At 38.2% G+C, this 25847-nt stretch carries 29 protein-coding genes; 7 read left to right on the forward strand and 22 right to left on the reverse strand.

Annotated elements, in window-relative coordinates; genetic code table 11:
• Nucleotides 1–12: 12 nt before the first annotated feature.
• The 16 genes from atpA to AC1Z3K_RS01420 all read right to left on the reverse strand — a co-directional run bounded on the left by atpA (nt 13) and on the right by AC1Z3K_RS01420 (nt 14724).
• Nucleotides 13–1572 (reverse strand): F0F1 ATP synthase subunit alpha, encoded by a 1560-nt coding sequence (atpA, locus tag AC1Z3K_RS01345; RefSeq protein WP_461731597.1) that lies wholly within the window; start codon nt 1570–1572, stop codon nt 13–15.
• Between the two features lie 28 nt (nt 1573–1600).
• Complete coding sequence (atpH, locus tag AC1Z3K_RS01350) at nt 1601–2143, reverse strand: ATP synthase F1 subunit delta (RefSeq protein ID WP_426082840.1); 543 nt, start codon at nt 2141–2143, stop codon at nt 1601–1603.
• On the reverse strand, nt 2130–2657 hold the full coding sequence (gene atpF / locus AC1Z3K_RS01355) for a F0F1 ATP synthase subunit B (protein ID WP_461731598.1): 528 nt from the start codon (nt 2655–2657) through the stop codon (nt 2130–2132). The genes atpH and atpF overlap by 14 nt, the downstream gene beginning before the upstream one ends.
• A 220-nt stretch (nt 2658–2877) precedes the next feature.
• Nucleotides 2878–3090 carry a F0F1 ATP synthase subunit C gene (atpE, locus tag AC1Z3K_RS01360; protein ID WP_426082839.1) on the reverse strand — a complete coding sequence of 71 codons (213 nt, stop codon included), beginning with the start codon at nt 3088–3090 and terminating at the stop codon, nt 2878–2880.
• Nucleotides 3091–3144: 54 nt separating this feature from the next.
• The gene (atpB, locus tag AC1Z3K_RS01365; protein ID WP_426082820.1) at nt 3145–3861 is read right to left on the reverse strand and encodes a F0F1 ATP synthase subunit A; all 717 of its coding nucleotides are present in this window, start codon (nt 3859–3861) and stop codon (nt 3145–3147) included.
• Nucleotides 3862–4310: 449 nt separating this feature from the next.
• Complete coding sequence (smpB, locus tag AC1Z3K_RS01370; protein ID WP_426082819.1) at nt 4311–4775, reverse strand: SsrA-binding protein SmpB; 465 nt, start codon at nt 4773–4775, stop codon at nt 4311–4313.
• 17 nt (nt 4776–4792) lie between these two features.
• Entirely contained in the window at nt 4793–7183 is a 2391-nt protein-coding gene (gene rnr / locus AC1Z3K_RS01375; RefSeq protein WP_461731599.1) for a ribonuclease R, read from the reverse strand.
• On the reverse strand, nt 7180–7947 hold the full coding sequence (locus AC1Z3K_RS01380) for an alpha/beta hydrolase (RefSeq protein ID WP_461731600.1): 768 nt from the start codon (nt 7945–7947) through the stop codon (nt 7180–7182). The genes rnr and AC1Z3K_RS01380 overlap by 4 nt, the downstream gene beginning before the upstream one ends.
• Nucleotides 7948–8280: 333 nt before the next feature.
• Nucleotides 8281–8517: a preprotein translocase subunit SecG gene (secG, locus tag AC1Z3K_RS01385; protein WP_426082814.1), complete on the reverse strand. Its 237-nt coding sequence runs from the start codon at nt 8515–8517 to the stop codon at nt 8281–8283.
• A 331-nt stretch (nt 8518–8848) separates the two neighbouring features.
• On the reverse strand, nt 8849–9124 hold the full coding sequence (locus AC1Z3K_RS01390) for a GNAT family N-acetyltransferase (RefSeq protein ID WP_426082812.1): 276 nt from the start codon (nt 9122–9124) through the stop codon (nt 8849–8851).
• A gap of 3 nt (nt 9125–9127) precedes the next feature.
• Nucleotides 9128–9400, reverse strand: a complete 273-nt coding sequence (locus AC1Z3K_RS01395) for a (4Fe-4S)-binding protein (RefSeq protein WP_461731601.1) — start codon at nt 9398–9400, stop codon at nt 9128–9130.
• 595 nt (nt 9401–9995) lie between these two features.
• Nucleotides 9996–10823, reverse strand: a complete 828-nt coding sequence (gene nadE, locus AC1Z3K_RS01400; protein ID WP_426082808.1) for an ammonia-dependent NAD(+) synthetase — start codon at nt 10821–10823, stop codon at nt 9996–9998.
• 127 nt (nt 10824–10950) lie between these two features.
• Nucleotides 10951–12429, reverse strand: coding sequence for a nicotinate phosphoribosyltransferase (locus tag AC1Z3K_RS01405; RefSeq protein WP_426082806.1), 1479 nt, complete (start codon nt 12427–12429; stop codon nt 10951–10953).
• A 44-nt stretch (nt 12430–12473) separates the two neighbouring features.
• Nucleotides 12474–12884, reverse strand: coding sequence for a GtrA family protein (locus AC1Z3K_RS01410; protein ID WP_426082804.1), 411 nt, complete (start codon nt 12882–12884; stop codon nt 12474–12476).
• Nucleotides 12885–12991: 107 nt separating this feature from the next.
• Entirely contained in the window at nt 12992–13618 is a 627-nt protein-coding gene (locus AC1Z3K_RS01415) for a response regulator (RefSeq protein WP_461731602.1), read from the reverse strand.
• Nucleotides 13615–14724: a sensor histidine kinase gene (locus AC1Z3K_RS01420; protein ID WP_426082800.1), complete on the reverse strand. Its 1110-nt coding sequence runs from the start codon at nt 14722–14724 to the stop codon at nt 13615–13617. The genes AC1Z3K_RS01415 and AC1Z3K_RS01420 overlap by 4 nt, the downstream gene beginning before the upstream one ends.
• 144 nt (nt 14725–14868) lie before the next feature.
• Between AC1Z3K_RS01420 and AC1Z3K_RS01425 the strand changes: the two genes are divergently transcribed.
• Genes AC1Z3K_RS01425 through AC1Z3K_RS01435 form a run of 3 tightly spaced genes read left to right on the forward strand, consistent with a single transcriptional unit; the run spans nt 14869 to nt 18144 of the window.
• Nucleotides 14869–15804, forward strand: coding sequence for an ABC transporter ATP-binding protein (locus tag AC1Z3K_RS01425; RefSeq protein WP_426082798.1), 936 nt, complete (start codon nt 14869–14871; stop codon nt 15802–15804).
• A gap of 14 nt (nt 15805–15818) precedes the next feature.
• Nucleotides 15819–16967, forward strand: coding sequence for an ABC transporter permease (locus AC1Z3K_RS01430; RefSeq protein ID WP_461731603.1), 1149 nt, complete (start codon nt 15819–15821; stop codon nt 16965–16967).
• Nucleotides 16954–18144 (forward strand): ABC transporter permease, encoded by a 1191-nt coding sequence (locus tag AC1Z3K_RS01435; RefSeq protein ID WP_461731604.1) that lies wholly within the window; start codon nt 16954–16956, stop codon nt 18142–18144. The genes AC1Z3K_RS01430 and AC1Z3K_RS01435 overlap by 14 nt, the downstream gene beginning before the upstream one ends.
• A 376-nt stretch (nt 18145–18520) precedes the next feature.
• Here AC1Z3K_RS01435 and AC1Z3K_RS01440 read toward each other — a convergent pair whose 3' ends face one another.
• Complete coding sequence (locus AC1Z3K_RS01440) at nt 18521–18874, reverse strand: DUF1827 family protein (RefSeq protein ID WP_426082792.1); 354 nt, start codon at nt 18872–18874, stop codon at nt 18521–18523.
• 246 nt (nt 18875–19120) lie between these two features.
• Here AC1Z3K_RS01440 and AC1Z3K_RS01445 point away from each other — a divergent pair, with 246 nt between their 5' ends.
• Together AC1Z3K_RS01445 and AC1Z3K_RS01450 are read left to right on the forward strand one after the other, a co-directional pair.
• Complete coding sequence (locus AC1Z3K_RS01445) at nt 19121–19879, forward strand: MerR family transcriptional regulator (RefSeq protein WP_461731605.1); 759 nt, start codon at nt 19121–19123, stop codon at nt 19877–19879.
• A 34-nt stretch (nt 19880–19913) separates the two neighbouring features.
• Complete coding sequence (locus tag AC1Z3K_RS01450; protein WP_461731606.1) at nt 19914–20420, forward strand: ClbS/DfsB family four-helix bundle protein; 507 nt, start codon at nt 19914–19916, stop codon at nt 20418–20420.
• 64 nt (nt 20421–20484) lie between these two features.
• On the opposite strand, the gene AC1Z3K_RS01455 is transcribed toward AC1Z3K_RS01450, so the two are convergent.
• On the reverse strand, nt 20485–21363 hold the full coding sequence (locus tag AC1Z3K_RS01455) for an HAD-IIB family hydrolase (protein WP_426082787.1): 879 nt from the start codon (nt 21361–21363) through the stop codon (nt 20485–20487).
• A gap of 268 nt (nt 21364–21631) precedes the next feature.
• On the opposite strand from AC1Z3K_RS01455, the gene AC1Z3K_RS01460 reads away from it, so the two are divergent.
• Complete coding sequence (locus tag AC1Z3K_RS01460; protein WP_461731607.1) at nt 21632–22390, forward strand: TraX family protein; 759 nt, start codon at nt 21632–21634, stop codon at nt 22388–22390.
• A gap of 132 nt (nt 22391–22522) precedes the next feature.
• Here AC1Z3K_RS01460 and AC1Z3K_RS01465 read toward each other — a convergent pair whose 3' ends face one another.
• Together AC1Z3K_RS01465 and AC1Z3K_RS01470 are read right to left on the reverse strand one after the other, a co-directional pair.
• A complete protein-coding gene (locus AC1Z3K_RS01465) occupies nt 22523–23344 on the reverse strand; it encodes a VanW family protein (RefSeq protein WP_461731608.1) in 822 nt (273 codons plus the stop codon).
• Nucleotides 23345–23566: 222 nt separating this feature from the next.
• The gene (locus AC1Z3K_RS01470) at nt 23567–24109 is read right to left on the reverse strand and encodes a DUF1697 domain-containing protein (RefSeq protein ID WP_461731609.1); all 543 of its coding nucleotides are present in this window, start codon (nt 24107–24109) and stop codon (nt 23567–23569) included.
• Between the two features lie 213 nt (nt 24110–24322).
• Here AC1Z3K_RS01470 and AC1Z3K_RS01475 point away from each other — a divergent pair, with 213 nt between their 5' ends.
• Nucleotides 24323–24517: a helix-hairpin-helix domain-containing protein gene (locus AC1Z3K_RS01475; RefSeq protein WP_426082779.1), complete on the forward strand. Its 195-nt coding sequence runs from the start codon at nt 24323–24325 to the stop codon at nt 24515–24517.
• 103 nt (nt 24518–24620) lie between these two features.
• Here the strand turns inward: AC1Z3K_RS01475 and AC1Z3K_RS01480 are convergent, their stop codons facing one another.
• Nucleotides 24621–25085 carry a GNAT family N-acetyltransferase gene (locus AC1Z3K_RS01480; RefSeq protein ID WP_461731610.1) on the reverse strand — a complete coding sequence of 155 codons (465 nt, stop codon included), beginning with the start codon at nt 25083–25085 and terminating at the stop codon, nt 24621–24623.
• 110 nt (nt 25086–25195) lie between these two features.
• Nucleotides 25196–25717, reverse strand: a complete 522-nt coding sequence (locus AC1Z3K_RS01485; RefSeq protein WP_426082777.1) for a serine O-acetyltransferase — start codon at nt 25715–25717, stop codon at nt 25196–25198.
• Nucleotides 25718–25847 lie beyond the last annotated feature (130 nt).

Below are 25847 nucleotides of genomic sequence, written 5' to 3' on the forward strand. Positions count from 1 at the left end.
CCATTCACCTCTCTAAGCTTTAGACATTTTTTCCTTCAAGTCATCAACAGCAGATTTCTCTGAATTAGCCGATGCATTAAATACTTCTTTAAATTCATCAATTACTGTTTTCAACATTTCTTCATCCGGCAAATCCTTCGTAGTCCGAATCGTTTCAAAAATATCAGCATGCTTGCCTTCAATATAGTCAAACAGTTCTTCTTCAAAATCGAGAATGCGGTCAACACTGATGCTATCCAGCAGTCCTCGAGTCAGTGCAAATAAAATGACTACTTGTTTTTCTACCGGCAGCGGCATGTGCAGTTTTTGTTTTAGTATTTCAACTGTACGTCGTCCGCGGTTTAGTTTTGCCTGTGTGGCTGCATCCAAATCAGAGCCAAACTGAGTAAATGCTTCCAGTTCCCGATAACTTGCCAAGTCCAGACGAAGTGTTCCGGCAACCTTCTTCATAGCTTTAATTTGGGCAGAGCCCCCAACACGTGATACTGACAACCCAGCGTCTACCGCCGGACGGATTCCTGAGTAGAATAAATCATTTTCAAGGAAAATTTGACCATCTGTGATGGAAATCACGTTTGTTGGAATATAAGCAGAAATATCACCAGCTTGTGTTTCAACAAACGGCAAAGCTGTCATTGAACCGCCGCCCATTTCATCACTTAGCTTAGCTGCTCTTTCCAACAGACGAGAATGCAGATAGAAAACATCGCCGGGATATGCTTCCCGACCTGGCGGTCTACGTAAAAGCAATGAAAGTTCCCGGTAAGCTACCGCTTGTTTGGACAAGTCATCGTAAATGATCAGTACATGTTTTCCGTTGTACATAAATTCTTCACCCATTGCCGCTCCAGCATAAGGAGCAATGTAAAGCATTGGCGCTGGTTGAGAAGCACTTGCAGTTACAACGATTGTATAATCCAATGCACCAAATTTACGTAGTGTTTCTACCTGTGTCCGAACAGTTGATTCTTTTTGCCCGATAGCAACATAGATACAGATAACATCTTGACCCTTTTGGTTGATAATTGTGTCGATTGCGATTGATGTTTTACCCGTTTTACGGTCACCAATAATCAATTCACGCTGTCCTCTTCCAATTGGTACTAATGCATCAATCGCTTTCAGACCTGTCTGCATCGGCTCATTTACTGATTTACGCTGCATAACGCCTGGCGCAGCAGCCTCAACGGGACGTTTTTTATCTGTTTTAATTTCACCAAGACCGTCAACGGGTTGTCCCAGCGGGTTTACAACACGGCCGATCAAAGCTTCTCCTACAGGCACTTCCATTATTTTTCCTGTACGCTTGATTTTGTCCCCTTCACGGATGGATTCAAAATCACCTAAAATAATAATACCAACATCGTTTGATTCCAAATTCTGCGCCATTCCGTAAGCGCCGTTGGAGAATTCCAACAGCTCTCCGCTCATTGCATTTTCCAGACCATGGGCGCGGGCGATCCCATCCCCTACATAGGTTACAGTTCCCACTTCCTCAACAGCTAGTTCCTGCTGATAATGCTCGATTTGTTCTTTAATTAAAGCACTGATTTCTTCTGCTTTGATGGACATTTGCGTCACCTCTTTATTCTACTAAAGTCTATCTCAACAATCGTTCTTCTATATTCTTCAACTGTTTTTTGATACTTCCGTCAATCACCTTGTGATTTGCTTCAATTACTGCCCCGCCTAAAATTTTAGGTTCAATCAGGTTAATAAAATTGGCTTTTTCGTATCCCAACAATCCTGCTGCTTTTGCTTCAATCTGCTGATGCTGCTCTTTCGTCAGCGGCACAGCGGTCACAACCGTGCCCAAGACCAAACTTTGCAGATCGTCATATCTTCTTTCATATTCATCAATCATTAACAGCATTTCACTCATCCGGCTGTAGCTATGTACTACATGGAGAAAATTTTCCACCGTACCTGAAAAGCCTTTAATCAATTGATCCATAATTTCATCTTTTTCATATGGCTCCAATCGAGCATCGCTTAGAATATCGCCAATCCCCGGAACCAGATGATAGACCTCCCGCAGCTTTAACAGCTGTTGATAAACATCAGCGGCTTCCTGCTTCTCCAGCGCCAGCTCAAACAAAGCTTTGCCGTAGCGTTTACCAACCATATATTTATCTAGTTTCATCAATTTTACCTAATCCATCAATATAAGAATCAATCAGCGACTCATGCGCCTCTGTTGTTAATTCCTTATTAAGGATTTTCCCTGCAATCTGGATGGACAAGGCTGCCACATCCTCTTTCACTGCTGCCATTGCTTTATCATGTTCCTGAGCGATATCACTGACTGCTTTTTCCTTCAGCCGGGTTACCTCTTCAGTCGTTTCAGCTAAAGCTTTCTTGCGGTTTTCTTCTCCGCTATCTTTGGCATTCTTTATGATTTCCGCTGCTTCTGATTTTGAAGCAAGCAGTTTTTGCTGGCGTTCTTTTTCCATTTGCGCCGCTGATAGACGTGACTGCTCAGCGGAATCTAAATCATTTGCGATTTTATCTTCACGTTGTTTCAGTACATCTGTGATGGCACCCCACGCAAATTTTTTGATTAAGAGCATCAAAATCAAAAAGGCGCCGGTCACTACGATGATTGTTCCCAGTGTTGTACTGGGTGCTGCCTCCCCTAAAACCAGGTTCTTAAGCATGAAGTTTCGCCGTCCTTTCCTGCATTCTCTCTAAAGACAGACACAAAAGCATTCTTTCATTCTTATTTAAGTCGACCTGAGTGAATAACATCCCTCTCAGATACTTTAAAAGTTCATCCAAATCTTATCTGTGTTGTCTTAACTTCGGCTATTTACATAACTATACAGAAGAAAGCAGTGACGATCGGTTTGCCCAACAACGTCCTGCTTCCAAAGTAAATTATCTCAGCACCAACAATAATGCAATAACTACACCTAGAATAGGAACCGCTTCAATCAAGGCTACCCCGATAAACATCGTTGTTCTTAATTGACCAGACATTTCAGGCTGGCGTGTCATTGATTCAATCGTTTTAGAAATAACCTTTCCGTTACCATAAGCTGCTCCAATTGCTGCTCCAAATACTGCGATCGCTGCTGCGATATAATTCAATCCGTCCATTTTTTATTCCTCCTAAGAACTTTGATAATAGATTATTGTTAATTATTATTCTTCCACTTCAACTTTATGAGCCATGTAAACCATAGATAAAGTCACAAAAATGAAAGCTTGAATCCCACCGATAAATAATGAGAAGGCCACCCAGATCATTTCCAGCGGAATCGCCAGTGGAATAACCCATAAACCTACTCCTGAGACAAGACTTGCAATTAGTCCCAACAGAACTTCACCAGCGTAGATATTTCCGTATAAACGCAAAGCCAGTGTAAGCAGATTCGTAAACTCTTCCATAAACTTGATTGGCATCAAAAAGGCCACGGGCTTCAGGAAACTGTTTTTAAAGTACCCTTTAAATCCAAAACGGCTGATACTGAATACATGGGTCAGAACAATCATAATTAATGCCAGCGTCAATGTCACCATTGGATCAGCGGTTGGACTCTTCCAGTAGGAATGTTCGCCAACTGCAATCTTCGTGACTAAGCCAATAGTATTTGCAACTAATATGAATAAGAACAGAGTGAAAGATAATAAATGAAAATTCGTAACTTCTTTACTAGGCATATTGTCAGTAATAATTCCGCGAACAAAATCAATAATCCACTCAATTACATTCTGTTTTCCTTTCGGTTTCATCTGCAAATTTCTTGTGCAAAAATAAACAACGGCAAAAACGATCACACTAGTCAGCAAAACCATCGTACAGATAGTCGCATCAAACCATATCGGACCGATATTGAAGAGCGGTGTTTTCTCTTCCATTTTTTTCACCTCTTTTCTGCTCAACTGCTTGATATTTTCTTAAAGTTATTTTCAACCACAACGTATAATACCACCATCGATACCGAATTTCAAAAGTTTTTCATGAAAATTCGACATTTTTTCTAATGTGACTAAAAAAACATGTCATTTTCCTTTCATAATTCTGCTTAAACAGTGGAAAAAAGCTGCAATTGTTTTTTATCAAAAACGATGGAAGCCATCAGTTTTCTTTCACTCTAACAAATTTTACGCGGAAGATAAAGAAAAGAACTTAAATATGCGAAAAAGAATATATAACAAATTAAAAACCATTTTCAGCATTTCACTTTTCTTTATCCTTATGAAAATTCTATGAAAAACCTATTGGTTGTCCTGATAATTTTTCCAAGCAAAATAATTGCTGCTTGGCTAATTAACAACAAAATTTACAGCTCGTTCTCTTCAGTTGGTTAACGAGACAGATTTTTTAATGTCCGGTTGATTTGACGGTCGACTTCTTTTCGTTTCAAGTCTTCCCGCTTATCATATTGTTTCTTCCCTTTAGCAAGTCCAATCAAAACTTTGGCGAACCCATCCTTAATGTAGACCTTCAACGGAACAAGCGTTACTCCCGTATTCTTCGTCTCACCGACCAGCTTTTTGATTTGTCTTTTGTGCATCAACAGTTTTCTTGTACGCAGCGGATCATGATTAAAAATATTTCCCTGCTCATAAGGACTGATATGAACATTGTACAAAAATATTTCTCCGTTACGAATTCGGGCAAAACCGTCCTTCAAATTGATTCTAGCATTGCGGATTGCTTTGATTTCAGTTCCCTGAAGTACAATCCCTGCTTCAATCGTATCAATAATCGTATAATCATGCCTTGCCTTTTTATTTTGGGCAATTAATTGTCCTTCCCCTTTTGGCATCACAAACTCCTCCGATTTTATTTTTTCTTTTTATGTTTATTTTTTGTCTTTTTCTTTTTAGCAACTTCCTTATAAAAAGGTTTTTTACCGCCTTTTTTCTTAGCTTGCTTTTCCTTATTAGTAGGCTTTGAAGAATTAGACTCTTTCTTTTGTTTATTATTCAGCTTTTGTCGGCCGCTGTCTTTTCTTCTTCGGCTTTTACGGTTGCCGCCTTTCGAACCTTTAATCTCCAAACGTTCAATTTCTTCTGAATCAATTAACTCAAAATCAATTTCTCTCGTTTCAGGGTCGGATTTTTCTACTCGGATACGGACTTTCTGACCGATTTTAAGGGTTAAGCCTGTCCGTTCTCCAACCAGCGCTAAATGATTTTCGATGAAATGAAAATAATCCTGCTTCAAATTGTTAATGTGTACTAAGCCTTCAATTGTATTTGCTAGTTCAACAAAAATACCGAACTTAGTCACTGAGCTGATAACCCCATCATACTCTTCGCCAATCTTATCCGCCATGAATTCAGCTTTCTTCATACTATCAACTTCACGCTCTGCTTCCACTGCCCGTCGTTCCATTTTTGAGCTGTGGTCTGCGATATCCGGCAGCTGTTCACTCCATCTCCCTTGATTTGCTTCAGACAAATCCTCACTGTAGCTTCGTATCAAACGATGTACAATTAAATCGGGATAACGCCGAATCGGGGAAGTGAAATGCGTATAGTATTCTGCCGCCAAACCATAGTGTCCAAAATTATCTTCAGAATAGCGAGCCTGCTGCATGCTTCTAAGCAACATAGTATTAATTACGATTTCCTCTGGTTTTCCTTCTATTTGTTCAAGTACCCGCTGGAGATCCTTTGGTGTAATGTCAGCTTTCGTTCCTTTTACCAAAATACCTAGCATGGCAGCAAAATCAAAGAACCGCTGCATTTTTTCTTCTTTAGGCTGTTCATGGATTCGATAAATAAACGGCAGCTTCTTTTCTGTGTAATGACGGGCTACGGTTTCATTAGCAGCCAGCATAAAGGATTCAATTAGCCGTTCCCCCAAACCACGTTGGCGTAAAATAATATCCTGCGGCTGTCCATCTTCGTTGACCAGCACCTTCGCTTCATGGTCTTCAAATGAAATAGCCCCCCGGCGTTCTCTCATCTTTTCTAAAATGCTATGCAGTTCGGCCATCTCATTAAACATCGGCACTAACGGCTCATAGCGGCGGATGGTTTCTTCATTTTGTTCTTCAAGAATCTCATTAACCGCTGTATAGGTCATTCGCTCCGCCGTCTGAATCACACTCGGAAAAATCTCATGAGAAACAACGAGTCCATCAGAAGATATTTCCATCTGACAGCTTAATGTCAGCCGAGGTACCTTGGGGTTCAGTGAACAGATACCGTTGGATAAGCGCTGCGGCAGCATCGGAATTACCCGGTCTGTCAAATATACGCTGGTTCCCCGCTCATAGGCTTCACTATCCATTGGACTGCCTTCAGTTACATAGTGAGAAACATCCGCAATATGAACCCCTAAAAAATAGTTCCCATTTTTTAGTTTTTGAACAGTAACTGCATCATCCAAATCCTTTGCATCTTCCCCGTCAATTGTCACGATTACCTGATCCCGTAAATCCCTGCGGCCGGTTAAATCCTGTTCGTTTATTGTATCCGGAACCTGATCAGCCTGGGTGATAACATCATCAGAAAATGAAGTCGGTATGCCATGTGCAACAATAATTGACATAATATCCATTCCCGGGTCGTTCTTATGACCAACTACCTTTTTGACAATTCCTTCCAAGCTTTTTGCGTATTCTTTTTCAGGATAGTGCGTTACTTCTGCAATTACAATACTTCCAGCTACTGGACGAATGCCTTCAGCAGCTATGTATACAGTTAATCCAGATATTTTTTTATCCTTCGGTAGAACATAGCCGTACAAATCACTTTCCGCTGTTTCTTCTTCGCTATAAGCAAAAAATTCACCAACAATTTGACTAACTGCCCGTTCTTTAATTTCCAGGACTGCTCCTTCTGCTCCACGTTCTGAAAATGGGTCAGCCGGCTGAATAATATCAATTAGCACTGTGTCACCATCCATCGCATAGTTGGTATGCTCTTTAGCAATATAAATATCCGGCTCCTCTGGATCGATTGTCACAAAGCCAAATCCCCGCTCGTTCCCTCGAAATACACCTTCTACAGAAATCCCTTTTTCAACCAGCTTAATTTTTCCTTTTTTAGTAAATTCAATCAAATTTTCCCGTTCTAAAGCTGCTGCTGTTTGAATCAAGAGCTTAAAATCAGCACTTTTCTGCAGCTGCAATCCTTCAGCCAGTTCCTCCATTGAAAAGCTCTTTTTCTTTTGATCCTTCAAATAAGCAAGAATCGTTTCCTTAATTGTTTGTTTTGTCATTCTTTCTCCTCATCCCAAGATAGGGTCTCTAAATAGTTTGCCACATCCTGTTCTAGTTCTTTATGTTCCGGTCCTACAGTCAAAACATGTCCGCTGTTTGGATACCAGTTAAATGTAATTTTTGTGTCAGTCAAAGCCGCTGCCGTTTGAAATGCACCTTTTGGATCAATCATTTCGTCTTGACCAGCTTGAGCAATAAAAACTGGCGTATCTATTTTATCTAATGCTTTTGCTGTTTTTTCAGCATAATTTTCTATCTGCCGTAGCTGTTCAACGGACTGAGACCGTATATCAGTCATTCTTTTTTCGACGGCTTCTTCTGATTCTCCAGATAGCTTTATCACGTTTTCGGCATAGAGAATAAAGTTTTCTGGTACACGCGTCTTAACAGGAAATATAGGGGAACAAAAACAACCGCCGCCGATGACAGCTTCCTCTTCCTGCATTAAAAGGTTGACCGCAAATAAGCCGCCCATCGATAAGCCCAACACTGCTATCTGACCATACCCTTGATCTTTCAAAAAAGCAACTGCCTGAAGAGCATCCTGCTGCCATTTTTCTATAGATTGATCCAGTATGTCTTCCGGATTTAAAGTTCCATGACCTGAAAACATCGGACTGTATACGGTATAATTTTTATTTTCTAAATAACGGCACAACATCCGAACATCATTGCTGCTGCCGGAATAGGCATGAAATAAAAGAACTGCTTTTGCTCCTTTTTTAATAAAAAGAGGTTTAGGCAGATTTATTTTTTTCTCCATTTGTTTCACCTCAATCTCATTTTATCATATTCTTATCAGAAAGCCTCTTAGAAGCAAAGCGGTTATTTATATAAATTGTAAAAACACAATTTTGCTGACTATAAAAGACCTATACCTACCACTTCATCAAAAGCAGAGAAACTGTAGGTAGCAGTTCGTTTATTCAACAGAATTTGTATATTTGGGCATCAAAAAAAGTCTGAACGAATACTCATGATGAATACGTCCAGACTAAAAAAATCAACTAGCATAATTTACCGATAGTACACAGGTAAAACAAAACCAATAGCTTTTGCTTATATCCTATTATACAAATCAACTATTTCTTTCTGATTACTTAGATGAAAGAAACGATAATACAAATAGTAAAATCATCCATGTAGCACCAATAACAGTTGTTGCACGCTGCATCACAGCTTCAAAGCCACGAGCTTTCTGCTTACCAAAAAGCTTATCCGCTCCGCCGGTAAAAGCACTTGCTGCACTATTTTGTTTGCTTGGCTGCATCAAAATTGAGATTACCATAATCACTGAAAGAACAATGACAACAGTCAAAATAAAATTATACATCTATTCATACTCCTTATTCACAAATTACATCTATTACACTTTAGCATATTTTGAAAATAATTACTAGCTGTAAATTTCTTTTTATCTTTGAAATCAATTCGATTTTTCAACTTTTTTATCCTGCTTTTCTAAAATAAGAAGTTGTGCTTTACATATACTACTTATCACTCGCGGTATTAAATTTAAGAAACTTCGGGGAGATATGAAGAAAGGCCTGGAATAAAAGAAAAAACAAGTCTGATTTCGATAGTTGCATCAAAATCAAGCTTGCTTTCTTTTTTTAGAAGGATTATTACCCCAAAGACTAATTTTAGTTCATTTTCTATAATTTTTATTTTCTTAATACATCTCCGTACTCAGGCTTTGTATCAAATTCTTTTTTAGCAAACGGGCATAGAGGAATAATCTTTTTCCCTTCCCGCCGAGCTTTTTCTACGCCATTCAGTACCAATTTTTCTGCCAAATGCTGTCCTCTATATTCTGGTTCAACAAAGGTATGATCAATAATCATCATTTCAGCTCCAGCGTCAGACCAGGTCATCTCTCCAATTTCCTGATTTTCATCATTATAAAGAGCAAAACGTCCGCTTTCTTCTTTAATTTCCATGATTTATTTTCCGTCCTTTCTGATATACTTTAAGGCACCGCTTGGGCAGGTATTAATTACTTGAATATCATTTTCAACCGAGCCGTTATCGGCAATAATCCAAGGACGTCTACCTACTTCAAACACTTCGGGATTCCCCCGTACACAGTTTCCTATATGAGCACAAATATCTTTACTATAATAAATATCAATGCCTTCGCCCACATATTTTCTGTAGCCGCTTGCTAGGAGCATTTCTTCCGTCACAGGTTTTCCATCAATTTTACTACCGTCCATCTGCTATACCTCCTGATTTGACTGTCGAAGTTCAAGTCTCTAGACAATTCTCCTAAAGTATTTCTACCAAACATACAGCTTGATTTTATCAGTCCTGCTACATCGATAAAAAAGAAGAAACACTTCGACATCTATACTCCGATTCTAACAATTTATTTTAAATAACACAAATAATTGTTCCGGGGAACTATTAGATTCTCATACTAGCTTTTATTCTATCTTAGAGGAGTTTCTACAATAACTGCAGGGCTTAAAGTTCATCAGTTAAACTGTTTCGCTTAAGCAACTATTGAATTTTTTCTATAATAAAAAAAGAGTTTGGGACATAAGTAAATGCCCGAACTCTTCTTTCTCTAAAATCCGAATAAACGGCGTTCCAAAAGTAGCTCTCTCGGAAATAAGCCGAACTATCTCAAAAATATGAAAAGCTCCAGGTAGGTATCAATCAACATCTACTCGGTTCCCTTGTAGTGTTTCTTGACAATTTTCGGATAATTCGTCTTATTGCTGTGAAACACAGCGAGGGATGAGCTGATGTTGAACAGTACCTACTTGGTTCTCGGAGCTAAACACTTTTGTCTCGACCTCTTTCACTCTATTTCCAAAAATCATCAAATACGGTAATCGGCAAATGACGTTTATGCTGTGTTTTTAGATACCAGCCCTCTATTTTTTCAACTGCCTGTTCAGATATTTCTTTTCCTTCCAGATAGTCATCTATCGCATCATAGCTGACCCCTAATGCAGCTTCATCAGCAATCAGCGGTTTATCATCCTCCAAATCAGCAGTAGGAACTTTCAAATAAAGGGTCTCGTCTGCTCCCAATGCTTGAAGCAGTTGTTTGCCTTGACGTTTATTTAAGCGGTATAGAGGTAGTATATCTGCACCTCCATCTCCAAATTTGGTAAAGAAGCCTGTGATGCTTTCTGCTGCATGGTCCGTTCCAATCACCGCACCCTGACGTTCTCCTGCAACTGCATACTGAACAATCATTCGCTGCCGAGCCTTCATGTTGCCTTTATTGAAGTCACTGATTTTTTCTCCTGATGCTTCAAGTGCTGCCACACAAGCGTCAACCGCAGGACGAACATCCACTCTTAACGAAACATCCGGCTGAATAAAGGTTAATGCTTTCTGTGCATCGGCTTCATCTACTTGTGTACCATAAGGCAAACGAACCGCGACAAATTGATAGCGTTCATCCTTAGTCTCACTGCGCATCTCTTCCATAGTCAGTTGAGCCAGTCGTCCTGCCAAGCTTGAATCCTGACCGCCGCTGATGCCCAAAACCAGTGTTTTTAAAAAGGGATGCTTATAAAGATAAGCCTTCATGAAATCAATGCTTCTACGAATTTCTTCCTGCGGGTCAATTCTTGATTTAACACCTAATTCTTTAATAATTTCCTGCTGCAGTGCCTTCATAAAAAATCCCTCCATCATATACTAAATGTAGACAATTTTGCGGTGAACTCCAATTTTTTCAACGATTTTTAGAAATCTCTATCGTTTCTATGAATCCGTTTAATTCCATTTCTCTAACATCACTTGATTACAAACTACTGCCGTCATTAAACTTGCTGACATCTTTTCTGACTTTTTCTAAAAGACGCATTTTATGATTCCAACACTCTGTTGATAAATCAACCGGATATTTTTGCGGATTTAAATCACGCTTATATTCTTCCCATAAAGAATCAAGATTTTCTTTGGCGTAATTTTTGATTTCCTCAAGGGTTGGAAGCTCATAGACCCGTTTACCCTCCACAAAAATTTCTTGTAGGACAGGACGAGCATCAAAATTACGAACCGTTTTATTGATGAAGGTATGAACAGGATGGAACATGAAGATTTCTTCTTCTTTCCTCGGATCTTCCTCCCAAAGTGTCACATAGTCACCTTCTGATTTCTTGTCGGATTTTCTAGTAATCCGCCAAACCTGTTTCTTCCCAGGAGTTGTAACCTTTTCTGCATTACTGGACAGTTTAATTGTATCTTGCATAACGCCGTTTTCATCTTCAATTGAAACTAGTTTAAATACTGCGCCTAATGCCGGCTGATTATAGGCTGTAATCAGTTTTGTACCAACACCCCAAACATCAATTTTGGCTTTCTGCATTTTTAAGCTGAGAATTGTATTTTCATCCAAATCATTGGAAGCATAGACTTTTGCATCAGTATACCCTGCTTCATCCAGCTGTTCTCTAACCTTTTTAGATATATACGCCATATCGCCGCTGTCGATTCTAACACCGAGAAAATTGATTTTATCTCCCATCTCATTTGCTACGCGAATCGCATTCGGTACTCCCGATTTCAATGTATCATACGTATCAACCAGGAATACACAGTCTTTATGCGTCTGCGCGTAAGCCTTAAATGCAGCATAATCATTGCCATAAGACTGAACCAATGAATGCGCATGAGTGCCGCTAACTGGAATACCAAAAATCTTTCCGGCGCGAACGTTGCTTGTCGCTCCTGCTCCGCCAATATAAGCTGCTCTAGTACCCCAAATGGCTGCATCCAGCTCTTGCGCCCGACGTGTACCGAACTCCATCAGCGGATCATCGCCAATCACTGATTTAATTTTGGCTGCTTTAGTAGCAATCAATGTTTGAAAATTCACCATATTTAAAAGTGCCGTTTCAACTAACTGGCATTGTGCCAACGGCCCTTCAATCTGAATTAGCGGCTCGTTATTAAAAACAATTTCCCCTTCAAGAGCAGAACGAACAGTACAGCTGAATTTAAATGTCTTAAGATAGTCCAAAAACGCTTCCGGATAGTGTTCTACATCTCTTAGATAAGTAATATCGGTTTCAGAGAAAGTCAGATTCTCCAAATAATTAACCAGCCTTTCCAAACCAGCAAAAATCGCATAGCCATTACTGAAAGGCATATCTCTGAAATAACATTCAAACACAGCATGCAAATCTGCTCTACCTAGCTCCCAGTAGGTTTTCATCATATTAATTTGATAAAGATCCGTGTGAAGTGTCAAACTGTCGTCTTGATAAATTTTTTCCATTGTGCAACCTCGATCCTTTTGTTTTTATCTCCGCAGACTTTCTGCTACGAAGACTTTTTCTTGAAGATAAAAAATTTGCTGAAAAAATAATTTAAAACTACAACGATTACTTGTGTCACTAGCTTTGCGAATAAATCCGGCGCCTTCAATACCTCCACCAGCAGAATCATAACTGCCATGTCAATAGCAAATGACAGGATTCGGTACCAGTAGAAAAGCAGCATTTCCTTCCAAAAAGACTTCTGTCCTTCTCCTTTGCTCTGAAAAACAAAATACTTATTTGTGTAAAAAGCAAACAAGACAGACAAAAACCAGCTGATGCCGTTACTCACTCTATAGTCCAGCGATAAAACATCTGTACAGATGAAGTATACGCCAATATTTACTAAAGTCGTTGCCACGCCAAAAAACAGATAGGCAATGACTTCTTTATATTTCAGAAAGAGTTCTTTCAATTTTCATCTTTCCTTTCATTTCTCTATTTTATCAAAAAAACAGCAGAAAACCCAACGATTTTGAATGAACTACTGTCAAATCTACTTATTTCCCTATTTTTTATACTTCATTTTAGGTGTTTATAATAAAAAATTGCCAATTGCGTCCGATCCCTCAGCTCCAGCTTCTCCAACAGTGAACTGATGTAGTTCCGCACAGTACCCTCGCTAAGAAACAGTTCCTGAGCAATTTCTTTATTGTTCATGCCTTCAGCAATCAATGCTACTGTCGTCAATTCCCTTTCTGTCAGTTCAAACGGACATACTTTTTCACTTTTCTCAGTTTGAAGCAGATTTGGCAGCTTTCCAATGATTGTGTGACCAAAAACCGACTGACCATTATTCACTGCTTTTATTGAAGGAACAATGGCTTCCATGTCTTGTTTCAGCAAATAGCCTTTCACGCCAATTTTCAATGCTTCAACTATATATTCATCATCCGAAAAAGTTGTCAAAAGTAAAATTTTTGCCTCCGGAGTCTCTGATAAAATCGCCTTTGCTGCATCCAGTCCCGTACTCTCGCCCATCCGAATATCTGTCAGTAAAATATCCGGACTAAATTCTTGGTACAGCTGAACTGCTTCCGACGCCGAATGACCGATGCCGACCACCTCAATCTCCTGACCTACCTCGATAATTGTTTTCAACGAAGTTGTTACTAAGTAATCATCATCTACCACTACCAATCGTATCATATGTTCTCTCCTTTGTTTTTGGGAAATACAGCAATCAAACTAAAGCCTTCATTGGTCTGATGATGATTCAAACGACCGCCAAGCTTCGCCAGCCGTTCCTCCATACTGATTAATCCAATGCCTCGATCTAAGCTTTTCCCTCTTGTCACTTTAGAACCATTATCTGAAATCATTAGTTTGTAAAAACCAGGATGCTGTTTAAATACTATTGTTACTTTATCTGCATTACTATGCTTCATTACGTTAGAAAGTGCTTCCTTAACAATCATAATACATGCAAGCTTGCATTCCTTATCCAAGTATTCTGGAAATTCTCCAGTCAATTCAACCTTACAGAACTGAAAATTATTGATGATTTTCTGCATGGCTATAGATAAACTTAATGATTCATCATGAAGGTTATGGACACTTGACCGAATATTATCCATACCTTCGGCTATTGTTTCTTTTAACTGCTCCAAGGGCTTTTCTAAGCTTTCTGATTGATTGATGGTCTGGACCGCACCAAGCTGCAGTAGACTGCTGGATAGCAAATGCCCCACATTATCATGAATATCTCTGGCAATACGATTTCTTTCATTAGATACTTCTAAAGAAATCACAGCCTCCTGCCGTTCCTGCTGTTTCTCATTCTGCTGCTGTAAGGTATATTGATGTGCAAATAGTTCGTCCTCAATTGAGCGGCTGTGCTCTTTCAGACGCTCAGTTCCCACATAACGATAAGCTAGATAAAATGCCAAGCTGCATAATAGGATGACATAAAACTTTATCGGCAGTTCATACTGCTCATTATATAGTAGAAACACAAATAGCAGACCACTGTTGATTATGAGAACTGAATGATTTTCATCAAAGCCTCCATCATAGAAAAAAAAAGGAACAAAAAAAACATATTCTTTCCACCAGTATGAAACCAGCAGCATAACTAGAACAAAAAGTATCGATAATTTGGGCTCCTGAACCACCCAGATGAATATACTGAAAAGCATCGTCAGCAAAATAAAGATAATCCACTCCGTTTGATATGCCTCATTGAAGAGAAGCAGTGCACTAAGCAAAAGAAGAAGACTCTTTTCCATAAAGTTATTTATTGTAAATCTTTCCATAATTTTCTCCTGTCTCTTTAACCTGATAGTCAGTCTTCACAAGATTGTGACAAATGTCACATCAACTTATGAAGATAGTCACTAACTAATCAATAATCATTCCTGTATAGTTACATTATAAATTGAAAAAGGGAGAATGAGAACATGATTATTGAAATTAACGATTTAATTAAACGATACGGAAAACTGGTAGCATTGAATCACTTTAACCTTCAGGTAAAGGAAGGAGAAATCCTAGGCTTGCTGGGTCCCAACGGAAGCGGTAAATCAACGGCAATCAACTGCATGCTTTCCCTGCTCACCTATGATAAGGGTGAGATAAAAATATTCGGAAAAGAAATGGCACCGGATCAATACGACATCAAAAAAAGAATTGGCGTTGTTCCTCAAGAGGTTGCAGTATTCGAAGAACTTACTGTAGCTGAAAATATTGATTATTACTGCGGCTTATATATTACGAATAAACAGGAACGGAAAAAAAATGTAGAGGATGTTATTCAACTAGTCGGCTTGGAAGATTTTACGAAATTCTTTCCCAAAAAACTAAGCGGCGGCTTAAAACGCCGGTTGAATATTGCCTGCGGAATTGCTCATAAGCCTGAATTGATTTTCCTGGATGAACCTACAGTTGCCGTGGATCCGCAAAGCCGGAATAAGATTCTGGACAGTATCAAAGAATTGAATCGCCAAGGTGCAACTATTATTTACACAACACATTATATGGAGGAAGTAGAACAGCTTTGCGACAATATCGTCATTATTGAAAAAGGACAGGTGATTGCCCAGGGAACAAAAGAACAGCTGAAAGCTATGATTCATATGAACGAAAAAATTATCATTGAAATTCCTGATTTCCCGGAAGCAGTCCAGCAAAGAATCTTGAATTTGCCTAAAGTAACCGACATAAAATACAATGACATGTTCGCAACCATTAATACGGAAGAAATCAAAGCTGTTTTAACGAATATCCTTGCCATCCTTGATGAGGAACAAGTTGCCTTTGGGAACTTCCACACGCAGCAACCAACCTTGAATGATGTCTTTTTGGAAATAACCGGCCGTGAGCTGCGGGATAAATAAAAGGAGGAAAAGCGATGTTTTGGCATTTATATATTTATCGATTAAAAGTAGTTTTAAAAAATAAACCTTTGATGTTTTGGACCTTCGGTTTTCCCATCTGTATGGGTATCTTCTTTACAGCGGCCTTCAGCAATCTTGATGCCAATGTGAACTTTGAGAAAGTACCAGTTGGGATTGTTCAGAAAACAGTTAACGATGAGCATCAGAGTGAGCTATTTCTTCAAACACTGAAAGAAATTGAAAACGATGGAACAAAAATGTTTAAGCCGGTTAACCTCTCTGAGGAAAAGGCTGAGAAACAAATGAATAAAGGGGATATCTATGGCTATTATATTCTGACAGATAAGGACATCACTCTGACATTAAATCAGAAAGGCATTCGACAAAGCTTGCTAAGTGTTTTCCTTGACCAATTTAATCAGGCTAAGAAAACCTTATTGGATATTCAGCAGGAAAATCCCGCTCTTTTAGCAACTAGCTTAGCTAACGATATCGGCAAGCAGCAAAATTACATTGAGTTGTCTAAAAAGTCCACTGGCAACAATAGTACTAAAAGCTTTTTCTTCTTTACACTAGTAGGAATGAGCTGCATGTTCGGCTTTTTCTGGGGAATAGAAAATACTAATGATGAACAAGCCAATCAATCAGCTAACGGGATTCGTCTAAGTATGGCACCTCAAAATAAAATGATTATTGTGCTGGCTAATCTAGCAGCAGCATTCACGGTCTTCATTATTGAACTGTATTTGATTCTTGCTATCTATCATTTTGGCTTTGCCGTAGATTTCGGCACCCGCTGGCAATTAATACTTCTAACCTGTACACTAGCGGCTGTTACGGCAATATCAATGGGGATGTTTCTGGGGAATGTTATCAAACTGCCGCTGGAGCAAAAAACATCGCTGGGTGTTTCTTTCCAGATTATCTGCAGCTTTTTAGCTGGAATGATGGTTCCCGATGTTAAATACCTTATTAGTCGATATGTTCCTTTACTAGGGCGGATTAACCCCGTGAATTTGGTCAGCGAAGGACTCTACAAGCTTTACTACTATGAAAATATCGACAGCTTCTACATCAATCTGATTTGTCTGGGCATTATCACCGTGATTTTTGTTTTACTGAGCTTCATCTATGAAAGGAGAGCACAATATGTCAGTGTTTAAAACATTTTATTATATATTAAGGGAAAATAAAGTCTCCATTCTCTTAGGCTTTATCATTAGTATCGGCATCTCCTTCATGTATGCCGGCAATCTAAAAACTACTGATTCCGCCTTTGAAGCAACTGAATCAAAAATTGCTATTTTCAATAATGATGATTCACAAGAATCTAAAGATTTGATCGCTTACCTAAAAGCTACCATGGAGGTTGTTAATTTCAAAGGAACTCAAGAAGAAATCGACGATGCCCTCTACTTTGAAGAACTAAATTATGTCCTGACTATCCCTAAAGACTTTGGACTCTCTCTTCAAGCAGATGAAACAGCAGACAATATGCTGGAAGTTCAGGTTAAACCAGGCAGCTTCAATCAAATGTATGTAGACAATATCATTAATCATTATCTGTCTACTTATCGCTTTTATTCAACTGCTTTTCCAGAAAAGGATACTGTTGAAATCAATCGATTAACGAAAGAAAATATAGCAGAAAAAGGAACGATTGAATTTGATAAGAGCTATGACCGGCTGGAAAAAAATAAAGCAACTGGTGGTGTATTCAGTGTATTAGCTTACGGCTTGTTTATGACTGTCTTTAGCGGGATTTCGATTGTTAATCTTGCCTTCAACAGAGATGAAATTCGCCGCCGCAACAGCTGTTCACCACTCTCGCTAAAGAAGCTTTCCCGTCAGCTTTTAACAAGCAGCCTATTGTTTGCCGTCATCTGCTGGGCATTATTCATCGCCTATGCAATGGTTTATACAGGTGTTGGCTTCACAGCCTATACTACTTATTTTATTATCAACTCGCTAGTCTTTTTACTGGCAATCATTGCATTTAGTATTTTTATCACTGGATTGATAAAAAGCTCTGAGCTTGTAGGTGCAGTAAATAACATCTTTATTCTAGGCAGCTCTTTTATTGGCGGAGTGTTCGTTCCATCCGAAATACTACCTGACATTGTCAATAAAGTTGCCTCATTTACACCAACCTATTGGTTTGTCCGCACTAATGAACTTATCGGAAGCAGTACTTCCCTTGATAGCAGTTTCTTGAAGGAATTTCAATTTAACATTTTTGTTTTAGCCGTCTTTGCTTCAGTCTTTTTCCTTCTAGCAATGATGACGAAAAAGGAACGCGGTGGATTGAAATTCTCCTTTTCAAAAAAAGCTACTGCTTAATTAGAAAGGCTTGACAAAATCGTTTAGCGCTAAAAAAGGCGAGTCAGACACATGATGCTGTTCATCATGAAACTGACTCGCCTTTTTATTGAAACGGGCTTTCTTGTGAAGCTAGACAATATTTAAATCTCTCATCCGCTACCTTTTTTATATTACTGAATTTACAACCATAAAATTTTATAATCTTTTCAATAACTAAAAAAGGGTTGGCGCACAGCAAAACATCTAAACCCTTCTTGCTCTAAAAATCAAATAAATGAGGCTCCGCTCATTATGTTAGCCTGCCGCTATCTACCCCACATTCCTGTATATTCAGATATCACTGGTAATGATAGAAAAAGCAAGCAGTAGTTTTTTAGTGCCTTTCCAATCACTCTTACTCTTCTATTTTCTTTTGAACGACAATAATATCTTTTCTCGGTTCTGAAAAAAGAATCCCCTTTTTCTTCATCTCATTTTGAATTCCAAGATGAACAGTTACTTCTTCCCGGGTACTTTGAAGCAGACGCTTGATGACAAAATCAATTTCCCGTTTATTTATCTTCTTCTTTGGGTTAACCATAACCACATTGATTTTATCAAATACATCTGCATAAATAATCTGCGTATAATCTAAAGAATACAATTTAAAATGCTTTACTGCTTTCTTTCCAAACAGATATCCTGTGATATTCGGATACAGACTGTTCAGATCCAGATTACTGTTAATCGGCGTCTCAACTAGTTTCATCACACACATCTCCCTTACTTATAAATCCTATCAAAAATTTATTTACTTTCCTACACTTTAGCTAAAAATTATTATTCGTGTATAGATTCTTTGAAGGATATATAGAAATAATTTTTCTTTACCTTTAAGTTTACTCCTTTTCTTATAAAAATGACAAGTTTTCCTATTTTTCGTCTTTTCTTACAATAAAGACTTGACCTTCACGTAGCGTAAAGGTTTATGATAAGAGTGTCAGGAGGGATAACAATGGAATACACGATAAAAAAGCTGGCTCAGCTATCTGGCGTCAGTACACGTACACTACGATATTATGATGAAATCAAGCTATTAAAACCTGCGCGGGTTAATTCATCGGGTTATCGAATCTATGGCCGTCAGGAAGTCGACCGGCTGCAGCAGATACTTTTTTACCGTTCGCTGAACATGAAGCTGGAGGATATTAGAAAAAGCTTAGATCAGACAGATTTTAACTTCAAAGCCGCTTTAGAACAGCATTACCATGAGCTCGTCAAGAAAAGAGAACAGATTGACTTGCTGCTTCTGACAGTAGAAAAAACACTGCGTTATCATAAAGGAGAGATTCATATGCAGGATACAGAAAAATTCAACGCATTTAAACAACAAAAATTAGCTGAAAATGAACAGCTATACGGTCAAGAAATCAGAGAAAAATATGGCGAAAAAAAAGTTGAAGCTTCCAATAAAAAATGGGAAAATATGAGTGAGAGCACTTTCAAAGAAATGACTCAAATTGAAGAAAACATGCTGACTGCGTTAAAAGAACTGCAGCAGACTCAGGACTTGGAATCTGAAACTGCCAAAACTATTTATGACAGTCATAAAAAATGGCTAAGCTTCAGCTGGCCAAATTATTCACCAGAAGCCCATAAAGGTTTGGCAGATATGTACCTGGCAGATGAACGTTTTGCCGCTTACTACGACGAAAAAGGCGGTAAGAACACAACAGAACTACTATGTCAGGTAATTAAGAAATACGCAAAATAACACTTGAATCATCAAACAGAAAGGGGTATCCATCATGGCAAGACCAACAACAAAGGACAGTTTACTTACACAAAGCAAAGAAGAGTATCAGAAGCTGCGCAGCCTAGTTGACACGATGACTCCTGAACAGCAGGAACAATCTTTTAGCTTTGAAGACCGGGACAAGAACATCCGAGATGTTCTGATTCATCTTCACGAATGGCACAACATGATGGAACGCTGGTATACTGAAGGAATGGATGGTGAAAAACCTGCTATTCCAGCACCTGGATATACATTTAAAACAACTCCAGAGCTAAATCAGAAGATTTGGGAAGCCTATCAGCAAACGCCTCTTTCTGAAGCAAAAGCGCTACTTGATAAGAGCTCGGATAGAATGCTGGAAATCATAGAGCATCATACCAATGAAGAGCTCTTTACTAAAAAATATTATAAATGGACAAACACCACGTCATTAGGTGCATATCTAATCTCCTCTACAAGCAGCCATTATGACTGGGCAATCAAGAAAATCCGCAAGCATAAAAAGACATTAGCCTAAAAAAGAGAAAGCACTCTGGTAATAAAAATTCCAGGTGCTTTCTCTTTTTTTTAGATTTTTACGCTCAATAGCCCCACTTGCTTGCCTTATCAGAAGGTATTAGGTGTTGAAAAATAAATTGTCCCACACCGCCTTCTGAGCAGTCAGCAGCAATTACCTGAGCCTGCTTTTTAACAAGCTCCTTTGCATTCGCCACAGCAACTGGCACATCAACTACTTCAAGCATCGCTAAATCATTTTCGCCATCGCCAATACCATAACTGACCGCATCAGGAAAATTGGTCATAAAATGCTGGATCGCGTGCCCTTTACTGCTTATCGGATTGACGATTTCCAGACATTGAACATAAGAAGAAAAGACATAGGTCTCATCATCATTCAGCGTGTCACGCAGGTAATCCATCTCCCCGTCGCTCGCTTCCATTATTTCGATTTTCAAAGCCTTTAGTTCAGGGTGCTGCGTCAAATGCTCTATGGGATTTTCCACAAATTCACATTGTGTCGCAAAGAAATTTTCTTTAAAATCCATAATCTTATCGCCAACTTCGCCCATCGGCTTCAATTTTTCTCTCAATGCTTTAAAGTGTTCTAAATATTGTTCATAGGGTTTCATAATAATCCCTTTATCTGTATGAATAAAATAGAAAACATCCCGCTTTTCAAGTAAAGCAGCAGATTTTCGACAATTCTCAAGAGAGAGCCATGCCCGATAGACCGGTTGCTCACCCTTCAAACGATAACCAGCACCATTACTAAAAATCACATCACAGTCATTTGTTATCTTTTCCAATATCTCCTGCAGCTGTTCATAGCCTCGTCCGCTTATAAAGACGAAGTAATCTCCCTGCTCCTGCAGCGCATCAATACTATCAAAATTTATTTTAGGTACATCTCCGCCAATATCTTGAAAAGTACCATCGATATCACAAAATACAATCTTCATTTTTTCCCCCGCTTTCAAGTAGAGCGGCATTCGAATTTTTCAGAAATGATTATGGCAATCAAGAACGAAAACTCGCTGTTTCGCTAGCTATTCCTGAAGAAAAACTAGCTTCACTTATCTTTTAACAATAGTCTATATAACCATTCGCCGCTTACTTTTTCAAATACACTCCAAAATAGTATAACATAATCCTTAGTCCGAAATTTCAAATTCTTTAGAATAATTATGGTAGAATAAAAGAAGCATTTTTAGCTAAAGGAGTTTATTTATGGAAAACAAAGGGTACTTTTCAGGCAGTACGTTAAAGTGGATTGCTATTCTAACGATGTTGATGGACCATACTGCAAAGCTTTTATACCTTTCACCTGCGCTCATTCAACAGCTTCCCAGTGAGCAGCAGAGTTTTTTCACCTTTATAAATCAGCTTTTTGACATCTTTCTATTTTTAGGAAGACTCTCGTTTCCTTTGTTCTGCTTTTTGTTAGTAGAAGGTTTTGTACATACCTCTAATGTGAAAAAATATTTTTCCCGTTTACTACTATTTGCTATTTTATCAGAAATTCCTTATGATATGGCCTTTCGCCAATCCTATTTTACACTGGAAAAACAAAACGTTTTTTTTACATTGCTTATCGGCTTAGTCGTCTTGATTGGCTTGAAAAAATTTGAAGAACGAACACCTCTAAATGTATTCATTTCCGCTGGTGTTCTGTTTAGCGGAATTTTTGCTGCTGAGTTTCTCCGAACAGATTACGGCGGATGGATTGGTGTGCTTTTAATTGCTTCATTGTATATATTACGCAATTATCCACTGATTAAATGTTTGGCAGGCAGTGCTGTTATCCTGCAAAACAGCTATTCAGGGCTGTTATCTTTCATTTTCATTTATTTCTATAACGGTCAAAGGGGACGGCAATGGAAGTATCTTTTTTATGTATTTTATCCTGTACATCTGTTACTGTTGCTCCTAATCCAGCAGCAGCTGCTAATTCCCTACATTCGTTCATTATTTCCCGTAATTCCTTGATGAGAGGCTCCCCAAATAAAAAATAAGACCCTGGTGGTCTTATTTTTTAACTCCTTATTACAACAACCATAGTCATTTCAACTAGCTCAATTATTTGGTGATTAGAAGAAAAAATTACTATAGTCTAATCTGCTATTCTTCTACTATTGTTAGATGAGTGGTATCATACAGGACCTTCGCACGGTTCTTCTTTATCAGTTCCCTTTTCACCTGATTCCCGTTTCTTCTATCAATTACAGTTCGGATGATTTCTCCATTCCTGTAAACGACCCCTTGTGATTTGCTAAAATACTCATTTTCGCCTTTAATATGATAACTGTAGGCTTGTTCATTTTCCGCATATAATTCACCGTTAAGATATATATCATCTGTGTAGACGATTAATTGATATATTTGATCAGTCGTATTTCTAAACCGATAGTCAAAATAGTTATAAACAATAGATGTCCCGGTTCCAAAAGGTATCACACGGCCATAATCTGGAAATAAATCAATGTTGTCATGATGATGATGCTCAACAATTTCAAAGGGCGTATGGAGAATAATCCAGTGAATCAGATTAGTAAATTGACACATTCCCCCGCCAATGCCGCTCACAGTGGTATTTTTTCCAATCATTAGTCCTTCTAAATAACCTTCTTTTTCTGTACACATCCCAACTAGATGCCAAAAAGAAAAAGTCTCACCTGGCTTTATTAGAATACCAGAGACCTTTTGCGTGGAAATTGCCAGATTCACTGCCTTGTTATTTTGAAGCTCTAAATCAACATTGCCAAGCTTTCTTCGAATCAAAGAGCGATGCCTATACACGCATACAGGTAATTTTTCCTCTCTTTTTTCAGAAGAAAAGCGTTCTTTTTTCCAGTAGTCTTGAACATGCCGTTTGACTATATTTTTATAGACTGAAATTTTATAGGTCAGAGGTGAAATTTCACAAAACAGCTTTCTTTCCATTTTCCACTCCTCCATGTTCTTTATATCCTTCCAATCAATTATTACATAACATTACTTTTGTGTCAAACACATTACAAAAATATTTCTAAAAACTTTAATTACTTATTTTTTTGTATTTCATTTGATAGCAACCATGATAGAACAAGACAGAGTATTTATATTCTTGCAACTAATTAAAACTAGAATAAAAAAAAGACAGCAGCCGCTGTCTCATAATAACTCTCACTTACTAGTTAATTGAAGTAGTTTATTTACTGTATTGGCGTTTCTAATTGTGACGCTATTATTTACAGACGAGCTGGCAATTTTGGACCAGCGTGCTTTGTTAAAGGTTTTTCGTGGAGCTGACCAGAAGATAACATTGCCATGATGACTAATTTGTTCATACTCCGGTTTTACCTCTCCAACCTCAGCAAACACTTCTTCCACAGTAACTGGAGAAATAACGAAAATCGCGTAATGAATTGATTCTTTTTCTATATTCCACCATTCTGGCGCATTACTTAGCGTTGTCGCTAAATCCTTTGCCGATACTACGGTAACAGGAATATTTAGTGCGAATTCATCCACTATTGTAGCCTCACATTTTCTTATCAGGTCACTTTTATCTTGAATATCACTAGAAAAAACAATGTTCCCGCTGTTGATGTAGGTTACCACATCTAAAAAACCGATTTTTTCAAAGGCTGCTTTCAATAACGGCATGGATATCTTATTCTTACCACCTACATTTATTCCACGTAAAAGCGCAATATATCTCTCCATAAATTTTGCCTCTCTTTCTGCTTAAAATAGTATGCCGTCTATCATTTCATCATTTATAGGATAAAGCTACTTAATGGTTATAATTTTAGGCTAGTGGATAATTGAAGTCAATGACTTACTGTTCAGTACTCCTTTTTTAAGCTGGTAAACTTTACCGTCGTGATTAATCTCTTAAATATGTTATATTAGCTATAGAAAATGGAGGTGTTTCCAGTGACTTATCAGGAATTCTTAGAAAAATTATCAAAACCAGCCCGGCGAGCTTTACTTCACAAAAAAATTGATTCATTCCCAAAGCTGGCAGCTCTAACTAAAAAAGAACTGTTAAGCTTCCATGGCATAGGTCCGGCATCCTTGCCGATTGTTAATCAAGCCCTTCACTCAGTCAATATGTCCCTTAAACAATAAACTTTCTGTAGAATAAAAAAGAAACTATTATCAAGCAAACCAACCAAAGAGATTGGAATGAGTTCATAATAGTTCCTTATTTGTATTGGCGTAAATTATTTGACTATACTTCTTGAGTGCTTGCACTTAATAAAACAGAGGCTGCTAAAGCATTGAAGCCATTCTTCAAATAGAATCCTTCTGCAGGATATCCTCGTTCTGTATCTAGAATAATATCAGGTACATTTTCTTCCGCAAGGGACTGCTTTATTTTAGTCATAAAACAGCTCCCTATGCCTTTTCTTTGAAGCTCATTGGAAATGTAAAATGCATCCATATGATATTCCAATCCTTGATACCAAGGTCTCACAAAGCCTAAAGCTACTCCTGTCAATTTGCCGGTTGCTTCATTTCGTAAAATAAAGCCTTTAAAAGTATTCATCCCCTGTAAGCTTTTAATATAATCCGCAATCTGCTGAAACGTAAGCTGATCGTTCCAAGGTTCAGCTGAAAAAACTTCGATATACAGTTCAATCGCTTCTTTTATGTCCGCCGAATCAATACTCCTATACAGCCATTCTTTTTCCATAGTAACTCTTTCCCCCTTTTCTTGATAGTATATCAGCTGTTACGTGTTGAGGAAACCCGTTGCTGAACTGTCTCTGGAGCTAATGACCGTATCCAAACTTCTGAAGTTTCTTAATTGTTCTTTTCAAAAGCTGAGATTAGCCGATGTTTTTCCTCAATGATTATTTCTGGATCAATCATATCCCGATTGAACAGCAAATCATAATTAGGATCTTTGGGCTTATGCTGATTAACACCAAATGCAACACTGTCTGCAGGAATATTTTTTGTAATAATCGCTCCAGCTCCTATAGCTGAATTTTCACCAATTACTACTGGTCCCAGAATCTTGGCACCGTCTGCTATAATTACATTTTTAGCAATGATTGGGTTTCCCACGTTCTCCCACTTCTTTACAGCTTTACTGTATTTCATATTCGAACCAATTGTAACATTTTGATAAATGACCACATTTTCACAGATTTTTGCTGCGACAATTGTACAGCCTCGTGCATGGTGTGCAAAGGGCACACTCTCATCTATCTCAGTACAGTTAATTTCACAGCCGTACAACCTTTCCAGTAATTCCGCTGCTTCTTTAGCAAGTTTTTTATTTACTGAAAAGCAATTCATATTTATTAGTTGTTCAAACATTTGAACTTCCCCCTTCTTAAATATTGTTCATGAAGAGTTTAAGCTCACATTGTTTCTCCGCCAACAATATAAAATCTTACCTAAAACTATGGAAGATATTTTTCAAAAGAAATTGTTCTTTGCGAGTAGT

This window comes from Enterococcus sp. LJL128 (assembly GCF_056924295.1).